This is a genomic window from Bacillus cereus group sp. N11, assembly GCF_016483605.1.
In the GTDB taxonomy this organism is placed as follows: Bacteria; Bacillota; Bacilli; order Bacillales; family Bacillaceae_G; genus Bacillus_A; species Bacillus_A toyonensis.
In genome coordinates this window covers 37602-50656 of record NZ_JAEHBN010000015.1, presented here as the reverse complement: position 1 = coordinate 50656, position 13055 = coordinate 37602, and the positions used below count along the sequence as shown (strand labels likewise).

Here is a 13055-nt window from a genome sequence, read left to right as displayed (position 1 = left end):
CTACATCTGAAAAATAACATATAGAAAATCTGACTTTTTATAAATAAATTGAATTTTTACGAAATGTAAATGATTTGTAATGTTTTTTTTCGTCAAATTTCATTATAATAAGTGGATGTGAGTGTCGTATTTCAATCCAAATGAAGGAGTACAAGAAATGGAGCAAAACCCATCTTTGCAAGAAAATACACGCAATAAACCGAAAAAAAGTAAGAAAAAAACAAAAATTATTATAAGCGTCATTCTATTCTTTTTAATAGTAGGAGGCGGTTATACGTGGTTTTTAGTAAATAAAGCATCTTCTGCTGTTCGAAATGCCGCACATGATTTAGCACGCGGTGATAAATCTGATTTACGTGATAAAGCTGTAAAACCTATTACGAACAATGTCTCTGTCTTAATAATGGGTGTTGATGAAAGCGATGTCCGAGGAAAAGAATATGGTGAAGCTATAAGAACAGATGCGCTGTTGCTTGCAACTTTTAATAAAGACAGCAAAACTGTTAAACTATTAAGTATTCCACGTGACACATATACTTACATTCCAGTAGAAAAGAAAAAAGATAAAATTACACACGCTCATGCATTCGGTTCTGCTAAAAACGGTAAAAAGGGTGGACCACAAGCAAGTATCGATGCAGTTGAAAAATTAATGAATGTTCCTGTCGATTACTTTGTAAAATTTAACTTTAAATCATTTATAAAAATTGTCGATGATTTAGGCGGCATTGAAGTCGATGTACCTGTTGAATTTTCAGAACAAGATAGTAATGATAATGCCGATGCAATTCACCTGAAAAAAGGTGTCCAAAAGTTAAATGGCGAAGAGGCTCTTGCTCTTGCTAGAACGCGACACATCGATAGTGATGCAATGCGTGGGCAACGTCAACAACTCGTTATTGAAGCTATTTTAAAGAAAATAACAAACGTTGGATCTGTAACAAAAGTTGGCAACATCATTGATGATATTAACGGACAATTCGTTACAAACTTAACATTCGATGATATGCTTTCATTCTATAAATATGGCGCAGATTCTTCAGTTGAAAAGTTACAAATTCAAGGTGATGACTGCTATATGGAAAAAGGTGATGATACATGTAGCAAATCTGCTGGTGGCGGTCGAACATATTACTACAATCCAGATAAAAAAGCACTAGCAAATGTTACGAACGAACTTCGTACTCACCTTGGATTACCTGCCTATACAAAAACTGACTTTGATTCGAAAAAAACAGATTCAGAGAAAACGAAAGACACTAACTCTGAGAGAACAAAAGACACTAACTCTGAGAGAACAAAAGACACTGACTCTGAGAGAACAAAAGACACTAACTCTGAGAGAACAAAAGACACTAACTCTGAGAGAATAAAAGACACTAACTCTGAGAGAATAAAAGACACTGACTCTGAAAATACAAACAAACGTGAGTCAAGTAACAACAACCATAATGATAATAACAATGAAGATATAAAAACATCATCTAATAACAATGAATAAAAAGAAACCGTACTCTATGGAGGTAGAGTGCGGCTTCTTTTTTTAAACATAAAAAATCAGAACTTTCCAACTATCTTTTTTAATATTTTTAAATTATAATAAATAATAGTAATCTATTCCAATTATCAGGGGGCTCATACATATGAAAGCTGCAGTAAAACATAACATTTCAGATTTTAAAGACTACTTAAAATCCAACGATATATACATGGAAGAAAATATAGATGAAAATGATGGTTCGGTGCATTTTTCAGTAGGATTAGAAACAGAAGCTGGCGCAAAAATTCAACTTATCGCTGCTTTCGAAAATGAAAATCCGACTGTGGATATATACTGCTTCAATGTTGCTCACGTACCTGACGAAACATCAACAAATGACATTTTACATGTCATCAATGAATTAAACACATCTTACCGATTTGCAAAATTCACACTAAATAAGCAAAATGCAATTGATATTTCAACATCTCTTGCATTCTCAGAACCAAACTTTAATCCGGCACTTGTTTTTGAGCATACGAGAATGCTGTATAAATTAGCGAACGACGAATATAAAAACTTAATGAAAGTTATTTGGGCATAAAGTAAAACTATAATCAGTGACGTTTTACTACCCACAAAACAAAAGGATGGGCTGCAAGCAGCACCATCCTTTTACTTCGATATCATATCAACCCACATTTTAACAGCAGTTCCTACAATTAAAGTGGACAATACATATTGCAGTACTTTTTGATTTAGCCTCTTCCCGACTCGTGCTCCAAGTGGCGCAGCAAATATACTTGCAACCGCAATAATTAGAGCTGGAATGATAACTACTTGCCCAGTAATCACTTTTCCTGTAGTAATCCCTATTGAGGAAATAAACGTAATAGCGATAGATGTTGCGATCGTCATGCGCAGTGGTAATTTTAAAATAACTAGCATAATGGGAACTAAAAGGAACGAACCTCCAGCTCCTATAATGCCTGAAGCTCCCCCTACAACGAACGCTAACAAGCTCGCTAACCATTTATTATACTTCACGTCTCCACTATTGTTTTGTTTCGGTACAAACATCATAATAGCTGCAATTGTAGCTAATGCTGCATAAACAACATTCACTGTATGTTCCTCTAATATGTTAGCACCGAAACTCCCTATGAAGCTTCCTAGTAATATACTAGCTCCCATATACATAACTAACGTTTTATTCATGTCATTACTTTTTCGGTATGCCCACGCACCTGCAAAAGTTGCAAAGAATACTTGTACCGCTGTAATACCGCTCACCTCATGTGCAGTATAACCAGTAAACCCTAGCAATACTGGAATGTATAAGATCATCGGATAATTAATAATCGCGCCGCCAATCCCAACCATTCCTGATATAAACGATCCTATAAACCCAATTATAAAAAGTAATACGACTAAGCTCACCTTACATCCCCCGCCTTCTTAAAAGAAGGTGATTTAAATGAATAAGTTTACATTCCCATCCGAAGCATCTGCTAAATATGCTCCTACCCCAGCAAACTCTACCCCTTCCATAATCTCTTCCTCTTTTAACCCTAATAAATCTACTGTCATTTGACAAGCTACAAGTTTAATTCCTTGTTCTTTTGCCAAATCAATTAAATCCGGCAAAGGCATTGCGTTATGTTTTTTCATAATGCCTTTAATCATCTTCGGCCCCATGCCAGCAAAATTCATTTTTGATAATCCCATCTTATCGGCACCGCGCGGCATCATCTTCCCAAATACTTTCTCTATAAAAGTCTTCTTTACTTTCACATGCTCATCTTTTCTAAGAGCATTCAACCCCCAAAAAGTATGAAATATAGTCACTTCTTGATCATAAGCCGCTGCACCATTTGCAATAATATAGGCAGCCATCGCTTTATCATAATCTCCGCTAAATAACACGATTGTCGTTTTCTTCTGTTGTTCCATGTTGTTCCTCCTCTAAATTACCTATAGGGGTATTTAATTATTTATAAAAAGGCTCAAATCTTTTATCTCTATGCTATATGACTTTACCTTCCCAAGCTAACATACCTCCTACCATATTGATCGCTTGAAAACCGTAACCTTCTAAAAATTGAACTGCTCTTGCACTTCTTCCTCCCGAGCGACAAACGATAATGTATTCATTATTTTTATCAAGCTCCTGTATTCGAAACTCTAGTAAGCCTAACCTAATATGAAGCACGCCTGGAATTTTCCCTTCCCTCACTTCTTCCACTTCACGAACATCAATTACATGTATCTCTTCATTTCGTAACAATCTTTCCTCTACTTCTCTCGCTGTAATTTCTTTCATCTTAATATTCCTTTCCTTACAAAGCGTTCATACCACCTGAAACATTTATAATGTGCTGAAATCCTAATTTCTTTAATACTTTTGCTGCTTGCTTACTTCTCATCCCGCTCTGACAAATAACGATTACTTCCTTATTCTTATTTAATTGATTTGCCTTACTAACTAACTCATTTAGCGGGATATTCTGAAAGCCCTTCATATGGTTCCCTCTATATTCGCCTACTGTACGAACATCGATAAAGTACTTCCCCTGTTTTCCCACTATACTTTTTAATTCTTTTCCATTTATATTTTGAACACCTTTCACCGGTAAGAACCGTGAAATAACAAACCATGCAGCCAATACAACGAAAAGCGTACTTACTATTGTGTTCATATAACTCCCCCTCTACATTTATAAAATTATTTCTTTACTACGCCTTCTTAATCCAAAACTTTAGTACATCGCTTTCTTCTGCATGCTTTACGATGTCATGACCAGTTTTGTTTGCCCACGCTGGAATATCCTTAATTGACCCTTTATCCGTTACATGTACTTCTAACACTTCGCCCGATTGTAAAGTATCCATCGCTCTTTTCGTTCTTACAATTGGCATTGGACATGCTAAATCTTTCGCATCTAAAACTTGTTTTATATTCATCATCTATTCCTCCAATTTGTTATTAATTATGAACTGCACAGCGGTTTGGACCAATCTCCATTTCACGTTCTTCTTCCACACTCGGATGAATTTTCCCCATATTCGTTTGACGAATTTCTTGATAAGCATTCGGCTGAGGTGGTAGATTCTCCGTTACAATTTTGCGAAATTCATTCTCATCTTTCATATTTAATCCTGCATTCACTTCAAACAATTGTTTTAAATTAGCACTCACAACCCCATTTTCATCCATTTCACTTATTTTTGAATAATGAGCTGGTAAAACAATTAACTCTTGAGATAATTCCTTATAGCGCTTATATAATGTATTTCGTAAATCGCTCACCCAATCTTCAGCCTTACCAGCAAGATCTGGACGCCCGATTGAATCTACAAATAAAATATCGCCCGATAATAAATAGGAATTATCTACAATAAATGATGTACTCCCAATCGTATGCCCCGGTGAGTATAGCGCATCAATTTCGATTTTGGTACCCCCCACCGTAATAACAGATCCTTCTACAAGTGGTTCGTATAAGAAAACGACTTCCTCCGCATCTTTTGGAGGTAACCAATACGTACCACCTACTTTTTCAGCTAACTTACGACCGCCAGAAATATGGTCTGCATGTAAATGTGTATCCATTACATTCGTAATAGTAACTCCATGCTCTTTCGCAAACTTCTCATATGATTCAATCGTTCTTACTGCATCAATAACTGCTGCTTCACCGTTAGAAACGACCATATAAGATAAACAGCCTTTTCCAAGACGATTAAATTGATATATACTCCCTCCGCCCTGTACATCTCCTACTTTGAGCGGCTTTACATATTCACTCCAAGCTTTCATCCCACCAGCTAAATAGGAAACATCGTTGAAGTCAGCATCCAACAATTGCTCCGCGACAAACTGCGAAGAACCTTCTTTCGCACATACGACTAAAATCTCTTTCTCTCTCGGTAATTCATCTACAATATGGTCTACACCATCTAACAAGTCAAAATAAGGTTTATTAATAGAAGATACTTGTTTCCCTTCAATTTTCCAATCTTCATAATCCGTCTCATTACGAACATCTAAAATAAACAACTCTCCGAATAAAACTTTCTCTGCAACATCTTTTGCTTGTAACATCTTAATGTCCATTTAATTACCCCCATAGGTATATTTTCGTTTAAAAAATTTTATTTCTCCACATTTCCTTGCCACCCTAACATACCAGGAATGACATTTTTCACATTTGAAAAACCTTTCTCTTTCAACATTTGGCAAGCTACATCACTGCGGTTACCAGTTCGGCAAACAACATAAATTTGCTTCGTCTGATCTAACGATGTACTGTCTAGTTCACCTAGTGGCACCGAAATAGCAGATGGAATATGACCAAAAGCAAATTCTGCTGCTTCACGAACATCTAATACAATGCACTCTTCTCCGTGAGATAATATATCCTGTAATTCCGCATTCGTAATTGTATGAGGATATTTCACAACTTCATTCACTTCATGTTCATGCGCTTTCCTCACATAATGCATCAATATAGCACCCTCGTGTTTCGTCCCGATATATTGATGCCCTATTTTATTCGCCCAACTTTGTATATCTACCGTAGATCCTTTATCTGTTGCCTCAATTTCAATCACTTGCCCTGATGCCAATCCTTCCATCGCCTTCTTCGTCTTTACAATAGGCATCGGACAAGCCAAACCTTTACAATCTAAACTCATATCCACTTTTATACTCATTATCGATTCCTCCATATTTTATATACATATACCTGTAGGGGTATATTAAAACGTTTTTGAAAATCTGTCAACACTTATGTTTGACAGATTATCGGCTTTTTACAAGTAATTGAACGGCTTCTTTAATTAACTCTTCATTTGAACCATTGCCACTTTCAAACTGTTCACGCAAACATTGCTCTAAATTTGTTCCAACAACTAATCCAATTGTACGATCTAATGCAGAACGAGATGCCGTTAACTGTGTAATAACCTCTCGGCAATCTTTTCCTTCTTCCATCATACGAAGCACACCGCGCACTTGGCCTTCAATACGTTTTAATCTATTTTTCATATCTTGATTGTATTCCACTGTAGACCACCTCCGTAATTATAGCTATATTATATATTACTTTATAACCTTGTATAACATCATATACCCTTTAGGGTATATTGTAAAGGGGGATGTTTGTTTCTCAACCTTCTAGCGGTTAAGTGGTCTACTCTACCTTATTCCTTATAAACTCTTTGTAAAAAGATAATCCATATCGCCACCTAACGCTGCAGCTGTATCACCAGTTTCTCTAAAATCATGTGTATAAATTTTCTCAAATGAACCGAAATCTACTTGCTTATAAAATTCAAAACAAGGGAATCCATCATGCTCTCCTTGAATATCAATACTACCATCCTGTTTCACACATACATTTAATACATAATCCACAGGAGGTGCATACACATTTAACGGATTACTAGCGCTTGCACTCATTTTGAATTGCACACCGTCAGAACTCCATACAATATGAGTACACACAATATTTTCAGTACTCGCTTTTCCTGTTCTTTTATTCACAGAACCGTCTGGATTTGTAACCTTCTCTGTCGTAATACCCGTATTTGCATATGAAAACACTTCTTCTTTATAAAAATCCACTACAACCTCTTGCTCAACTCTAGAGCGCATAGTATTTACCGTATGTGGTGTAAATTCACGTGAATCACCTTCAAATTGGATTACTTTTCCTGTTTCCATATCCTTCTTAGCTTCCGTCCAAGACATTGGAATAAATACACTCGCTCTAATTTTTACGATATGAATCATAAGATACACCTCTATAATTTTATTTTAGATACTGCATAATATCGAGTAAAACAGACCACAATATCGCTCCATAATCAATAGATTTCTCTTTTACGTTTTCTACTTCCTTCTGAAAAATAGCGCTATATTTATATTTAGATTGTCGTTTTAAAACTATATTCCATTTCTCCAGCTAGTGCTGCTGGGGTATCATCCGTTTCTCTGAAGTCATGTGTATATATGAATTCAAATGAACCAAAGTCTATTTGTTTATAAAATTCATAGCAAGGGAAACCATCATGTAAACCTTCAACGTGCACAGCGCCACGTTCATTAACCCGTATAGTCAAAAAATAATCTGCTGCTGGTGCTGCCGCGTTTAACGGATTGCTTGCACTTGCTCTCATTTCAAACGAAACCTCATCTTCACTCCATACAATATTTGTACATACAATGTTTTCTGTACTTGTTTCTCCTTTTTGATACTCAATTGAGCCATCTGGATTTGTAATTTTCACAGTGACGATACAAGCATCTGCATATGTGAAAATTTCTCTTTTATAAAAATCAATATTCACTTCTTGTTCTAATCTTGAACGCTTTGTATTCACAGCGTATGGTGTAAACTCACGTGCATCTCCAGCATATTCAAAAACTCTTCCCGTTGCAGGATCCTGAATAGGTTTCAGCGAAGCATACGGTGCAAATACACTCCCTCTAATTTTAACGATATTAACCATGTGAAACCTCCATCGATTCTATATTATATAAATCATTATTTGTTCTACCAACATAATATAGTCAATTTGATTGACTGTATTATGTATAGTACAATAAGCATTACATATAGTCAACTTAATTGACTAAAAGTGCGGAGGTTATATATATGGATCAAACATTTAACGAGTTAGATCTTACATCGCTTTTATCATTATCATTTAGCACATTAATTACTGAGCTACATGACAAATTAAGTGAATTAGGATTTGAAGATATTAGGCCAGCACATGGTTTTATGTTCAAACGCATCCTTCCTAATGGGGCAACTGGTATAGAGCTAGCTGAGTATTTAGGGATTTCCAAACAAGCTATAAGTAAAATGGTGGATTCTCTTGAGAATAGTGGCTACGTTACACGTAAAACACACCCTACTGATAAAAGGGGTAAAATCATTGTTTTAACCGAACGTGGCTTAGCAGTAATGAAAGCAAAAGAAGAAATAGTAGCTGAAATAGAGCAGCGATGGATTGAAAACATAGGTACAGAACGAATGCACATGCTAAAAGAAGATTTGACAACATTCGTTACTAAAGAAAATACAGAGAAATTATCATCAAATATACGACCTGTCTGGTAAACAAAAAACGAATCCATTTTGATTCATCTTCTTCAAAATGGATTCGTTTTTCTATAGCTGTATTAAAAATCATGAATTTCTTTAAATTTTATTCTACTGAATATATTTTTTACGCGTTATATAATTCCATAACTCTCTTCACAACCAACTCCGCAGTATTCTCCTCCGGTGGCATCAATAAATTCGTAACCGGTCCATACACAACAGGGCTTAATTCCACTTCATACCCACCATATGAGAATTCTTCCTTCGTTGGTAAATAACCAATATATCCATTCATATATCCACCAAAGAAAGCTAATTCATTTTGAAGAATCTCTTTCATTTCTAGGGCAGTTTCTGAAAAAGGTTCCATCGGTATGCCAGAGAAAATCCCATCATTAACTTGAAACAGTTGCACTTCTAAATCAATACTTAACCGCCGCATACCTTGCTCATATTTCTCTAAAACGATAGCAAGCCATTCATCCGCATTCACACCCCACTGCTTCTCAGCTAGTTGGACCATTTTTTGTATCTCATCAATTTCAGGAATATCCTTCAACTTCATTTGCATAGTACTTGAAACTGTCCTTACATTTACAATTGGGCTATATGTAACTGTTGGCAACATCGTTAATACATGTCCACTAAGCATGTAAGCCATTTGGTTTAATGCTTCCCTTGAACCGCGATACTTCGCATTCACATTTCCAGCAGCACCTTGAACAATAATAACTGGGCAGTTTACTATTTTCTCAAGAAGCTCTCTCGTCATCCCCGGATAATCTGCTGACAATACATCACTATCACCTTTTAAAACGTTCGGATGGGCAGTACAAAATATTACAACTCCAGATAACTCCTTCGTTTCAACATCTCTTATTGCTAACATCCCAATTCGCTTATCTACAACACCCTCTATATTCGTTCCCATCTTCGCTTTTCCATCAGATGTTCTCTCTCTTCGGTTTACCCCAATATCACCTGTCGTAACACCCCATCCAACTTCACATAGCTTCAAATTGTTATTCGCAGTAACAGCACCGTACACTACATTATTTACTAAAAGCGTTTTATACGACTGTACTAGCGGATCATCACCGACCGTTTCTGGACCGGAATGCGTATGAGTATAAACAACCGTTATTCGCTCAAATGGCACATGAAGCCTACTTGCTACTCGCTCACGAATAAAATTCGTATCTTCTACTAACATCCCAATATTATCAATACTTATAAACACCGTTTTTATTACATCTTTTTCAAATACAAAGATTGTCCCGTAAATACGCTCCTCAATATTATTAATTCCTGTATCTCTATGGTATCCAATAAAATCGATACCTAAAGGTGGCGTAATATCTACCTTACATACCCCTACTTTGCTCATTTGAATCGCTCCATTTCTCTATGTAACTCCCTTTCTTCAAGAATAGCATATTTAACTTTGCTCCAAATAAAAAGAACGGACATAGCATGCTATGTCCGTTCTTTCCATCACACATACTTCCGATGCACCATCTTCCCATCATAAGAAAACACAACGCCCTTACTCTCCACAATCGACTCCATATGCACCGTTCTTCCCCACAGCTGATGAAGATATGGTAATACCTTTTCTAAGTATTTTAAATCGAGCTCGATTCCTTCGTAACTATGTTTAATGTATAATTCTCCGTTCTTTAAGTAGTCTCCATCTTCTACTACTAAGTACGGGAATCCACCATTTGTCCGCATATTTACGAGTTGATCACGTACATGTTCCCATTCTTTATCAATTACTTTATATTCTTTTCCTTGGCGCTGGAATAAGTACATATCTTCTCGCATAACAAGATTTTTATTTAAGTAGTTTCTTAGGAACGATACGTCCCATTCAATTTCGCGTACTTCAAACATTTTCTCTCGACCAGAACCAGGCTTCACACCACGCCTTTTCATTTCTTCTGTCGGGTTGTTGTAGCGTTCTTCAATATCTTCAAACATTTTAATACCGAGGTAGTATGGATTAATGCTTGTTTTTGATGGCTGAACGACACCTGCATTTAATTTCGCAAATTCGATTGCTTCATCAGATGTTAAGTCCATTTCACGCAGTATACGTTGATGCCAGTAGGAAGCCCAGCCCTCGTTCATGATCTTCGTTTCAAGCTGTGGCCAGAAATATAACATTTCCTCACGCATCATCGTTAATATGTCTCGCTGCCAATCTTCAAGCTCACGGCTATATTCTTCAATAAAGAGTAGTAAATCTTTCTCTGGTTGGGGTGGAATCTTCTTCTTTTTGCGTATATTCGATCGTTCCCTCTTTTTATTTCGATCATCTAAATTCCATAAATCATCGTATTGTGATGCTTTTTTCTTTTCCACTTCTTCCTCTTCTAAATCATCAATACTCCATGCAAGTTTCGGACGCATAAGCGACGGATCAATATGCTCTTGAATGGCAAGTACGGCATCTAAAAATGTTTCTACCTCTGCCTTTCCGTACTTATGCTCATACGCTTTCACACGGTCCGCTGTTGCCGCCATACTTTCTACCATATCCCGCTTCGTATTTGAAAAACGAATATTATTTTTGAAGAAGTCACAGTGTGCTAAAACGTGCGCTACGATTAATTTGTTTTGGATTAAAGAGTTCGTATCTAATAAAAAGGCGTAACATGGATCAGAGTTAATAACGAGTTCGTATATTTTACTAAGTCCTAAATCGTATTGTAATTTCATTCTGAAAAATTGCTTCCCAAAACTCCAATGTGAAAACCTCGTCGGCATCCCATATGCACCAAATGTATAAATAATTTCCGCTGGGCATATTTCATAACGCATCGGATAAAAATCAAGCCCAAATCCAGTCGCAATTTCCGTAATTTCCGCAATCGCATATTGCAGTGCTTTATCGTCACTTGCTCTCATTATTTTCCCTCCTTACACTTTCCCTTAAGAAAGTGTATGATGGGGAACAAGCTTTCATGAGGATTGATTGCATAATAAAAAGACACCCTCGTAAAAACGAGAATGTCTCATCTATTAATCTTCAATAATTTCCATCTTCTCCGTAATCGGTGTACGAGCTTTTCCTTCTGGCGCTTTTTCGAAATAACCAATATGAAGAATTCCAACGATACGTTGGCCTCTTGTTAAACCGATTCCTTCTATAAATAATGGATTATAGTTTAATCCACCTGATTTCCAAACACAGCCTAAGCCGCGTTCCCAAGCAAGCAATTGGAAATTTTGCATAAATGCGCATGTTGCAGCGTAATCTTCGTCACGCTGAATTTGACGCGGATCTTCATTCATATATACAACGATTTGTGCAGGTGTGCTTAAGAAACGATCAGATAAAATTTTACCGCGTTTCGCTCTTTCTTCTTCTGTGAAAGAGTTTAATACCGCATCTACTAGTTTCTTACGGCCGTCCCCAATGTATAATTTACAATTCCATGGCTCACGGTGTTTATGATTTGGTGCCCATGTTGCATCGTTTAATAGTTCAATTAATAATTCTTTGTCTACTGCTTTATCTGTAAATGTACGAACAGATCGTCTTTCTTTAATAACATTTGCGATGGAAGTATATGTAGTCATATTTTTCTCTCCCTTATTTTTCATCTATATGTATAAGTTTGTTATTGATATTGATTTTCAATTTCGATTATAACCTAGTTTTTCACTATTAATCAATGTTTTATGTTGGAAAACATATAAAAAACTTCTTTTTCTACTGTGAATAAAAAAACTTAGCTTGTTCACAAGTTTTTCACATTTTATGGAAATGATATGTGTAAAGTTTTCCACATTATCCATCTAGGAGGAGTTTACATGTACAAAAAAATCGCAGTAAGTATGACTATGGCCGCATTATTATGCGGGGTATCTACCTTCCCTGCTTCTGCTACCACGCCAAAGGAAGTTGCAATGCATCATCATAAACCTATTTCAGAAGAAGAAATGCAATCGCTCGAAAAACTCGGCTATAATAAACATGAAATTTGGAAAGCTGCCCACATTGCAAGAATCAGCAAAAAAGAAACTAAGGACGTTTTGGCTTACTATAAGCAAAATAAATCTTGGGAGAAAACCGCACAACATTTCGGTGTAGATCCAAGTAAGCTTAAAAAGCATCATATGAATAAGGAAACAAAAAAAGCATTACTGCAACAATTAGCAACGATGCAAAAATCCACACCAGATGGACTAAAACAAAAAATGAAAGAATATAATATCGGCTTACGTCAGCTCACGGTATTAACAATCATCTCTCAAAAAAGTAATACCCCTCTTGATGATGTACTAAAAATGAAAAAAGACGGTATGGATATTAAACAAATCGCGGAAAAATTAAATGTTAAAAGAGAAGATATACGAGCAGAGATGATTAAATTAGTGAAGTCTATTAAAGAGAAGCAAACAAATTAACACGCAAAAAAGGAAGAGGTATTCACTGCTCTTCCTTT

The 13055-nt window shown here is 36.2% G+C and carries 17 protein-coding genes; 4 read left to right on the top strand and 13 right to left on the bottom strand.

The window, feature by feature from the left end; genetic code table 11:
• The first annotated feature begins 157 nt into the window (after positions 1-157).
• Both JDS98_RS22620 and JDS98_RS22615 read left to right on the top strand, forming a co-directional pair.
• Positions 158-1501: an LCP family protein gene (locus tag JDS98_RS22620; protein WP_199634335.1), complete on the top strand. Its 1344-nt coding sequence runs from the start codon at positions 158-160 to the stop codon at positions 1499-1501.
• A gap of 142 nt (positions 1502-1643) precedes the next feature.
• Positions 1644-2084, top strand: a complete 441-nt coding sequence (locus tag JDS98_RS22615) for a hypothetical protein (RefSeq protein WP_000642358.1) — start codon at positions 1644-1646, stop codon at positions 2082-2084.
• Positions 2085-2155: 71 nt separating this feature from the next.
• On the opposite strand, the gene JDS98_RS22610 is transcribed toward JDS98_RS22615, so the two are convergent.
• The 10 genes from JDS98_RS22610 to JDS98_RS22565 all read right to left on the bottom strand — a co-directional run bounded on the left by JDS98_RS22610 (position 2156) and on the right by JDS98_RS22565 (position 7996).
• Positions 2156-2920 carry a sulfite exporter TauE/SafE family protein gene (locus tag JDS98_RS22610; RefSeq protein WP_016107861.1) on the bottom strand — a complete coding sequence of 255 codons (765 nt, stop codon included), beginning with the start codon at positions 2918-2920 and terminating at the stop codon, positions 2156-2158.
• Positions 2921-2953: 33 nt separating this feature from the next.
• The gene (locus JDS98_RS22605; RefSeq protein ID WP_000437728.1) at positions 2954-3433 is read right to left on the bottom strand and encodes a DsrE/DsrF/DrsH-like family protein; all 480 of its coding nucleotides are present in this window, start codon (positions 3431-3433) and stop codon (positions 2954-2956) included.
• A 73-nt stretch (positions 3434-3506) separates the two neighbouring features.
• Complete coding sequence (locus tag JDS98_RS22600; protein ID WP_098710681.1) at positions 3507-3803, bottom strand: rhodanese-like domain-containing protein; 297 nt, start codon at positions 3801-3803, stop codon at positions 3507-3509.
• Positions 3804-3819: 16 nt separating this feature from the next.
• Positions 3820-4179 carry a rhodanese-like domain-containing protein gene (locus JDS98_RS22595; protein WP_199634334.1) on the bottom strand — a complete coding sequence of 120 codons (360 nt, stop codon included), beginning with the start codon at positions 4177-4179 and terminating at the stop codon, positions 3820-3822.
• Between the two features lie 37 nt (positions 4180-4216).
• Entirely contained in the window at positions 4217-4447 is a 231-nt protein-coding gene (locus tag JDS98_RS22590; protein ID WP_002038023.1) for a sulfurtransferase TusA family protein, read from the bottom strand.
• 19 nt (positions 4448-4466) lie between these two features.
• Positions 4467-5597, bottom strand: a complete 1131-nt coding sequence (locus JDS98_RS22585; RefSeq protein ID WP_199634333.1) for an MBL fold metallo-hydrolase — start codon at positions 5595-5597, stop codon at positions 4467-4469.
• Positions 5598-5635: 38 nt separating this feature from the next.
• Positions 5636-6211, bottom strand: coding sequence for a sulfurtransferase TusA family protein (locus JDS98_RS22580; protein WP_106081034.1), 576 nt, complete (start codon positions 6209-6211; stop codon positions 5636-5638).
• A 73-nt stretch (positions 6212-6284) separates the two neighbouring features.
• Positions 6285-6548, bottom strand: a complete 264-nt coding sequence (locus JDS98_RS22575) for a metal-sensitive transcriptional regulator (RefSeq protein ID WP_000456206.1) — start codon at positions 6546-6548, stop codon at positions 6285-6287.
• A gap of 144 nt (positions 6549-6692) precedes the next feature.
• A complete protein-coding gene (locus JDS98_RS22570) occupies positions 6693-7277 on the bottom strand; it encodes a DUF3238 domain-containing protein (RefSeq protein ID WP_097959558.1) in 585 nt (194 codons plus the stop codon).
• 134 nt (positions 7278-7411) lie between these two features.
• Complete coding sequence (locus JDS98_RS22565) at positions 7412-7996, bottom strand: DUF3238 domain-containing protein (RefSeq protein ID WP_000247268.1); 585 nt, start codon at positions 7994-7996, stop codon at positions 7412-7414.
• Positions 7997-8142: 146 nt separating this feature from the next.
• On the opposite strand from JDS98_RS22565, the gene JDS98_RS22560 reads away from it, so the two are divergent.
• On the top strand, positions 8143-8613 hold the full coding sequence (locus JDS98_RS22560; RefSeq protein WP_199632465.1) for a MarR family winged helix-turn-helix transcriptional regulator: 471 nt from the start codon (positions 8143-8145) through the stop codon (positions 8611-8613).
• Positions 8614-8722: 109 nt separating this feature from the next.
• Here the strand turns inward: JDS98_RS22560 and JDS98_RS22555 are convergent, their stop codons facing one another.
• From JDS98_RS22555 to JDS98_RS22545, 3 genes are all read right to left on the bottom strand, one after another.
• Positions 8723-9985, bottom strand: coding sequence for a neutral/alkaline non-lysosomal ceramidase N-terminal domain-containing protein (locus JDS98_RS22555; RefSeq protein ID WP_199634332.1), 1263 nt, complete (start codon positions 9983-9985; stop codon positions 8723-8725).
• Between the two features lie 107 nt (positions 9986-10092).
• Positions 10093-11511 (bottom strand): stage V sporulation protein SpoVR, encoded by a 1419-nt coding sequence (spoVR, locus tag JDS98_RS22550; protein ID WP_001202698.1) that lies wholly within the window; start codon positions 11509-11511, stop codon positions 10093-10095.
• Between the two features lie 114 nt (positions 11512-11625).
• A complete protein-coding gene (locus JDS98_RS22545; RefSeq protein WP_002093832.1) occupies positions 11626-12186 on the bottom strand; it encodes a nitroreductase family protein in 561 nt (186 codons plus the stop codon).
• 234 nt (positions 12187-12420) lie between these two features.
• Here JDS98_RS22545 and JDS98_RS22540 point away from each other — a divergent pair, with 234 nt between their 5' ends.
• Positions 12421-13017, top strand: a complete 597-nt coding sequence (locus JDS98_RS22540; RefSeq protein ID WP_000276987.1) for a hypothetical protein — start codon at positions 12421-12423, stop codon at positions 13015-13017.
• Positions 13018-13055 lie beyond the last annotated feature (38 nt).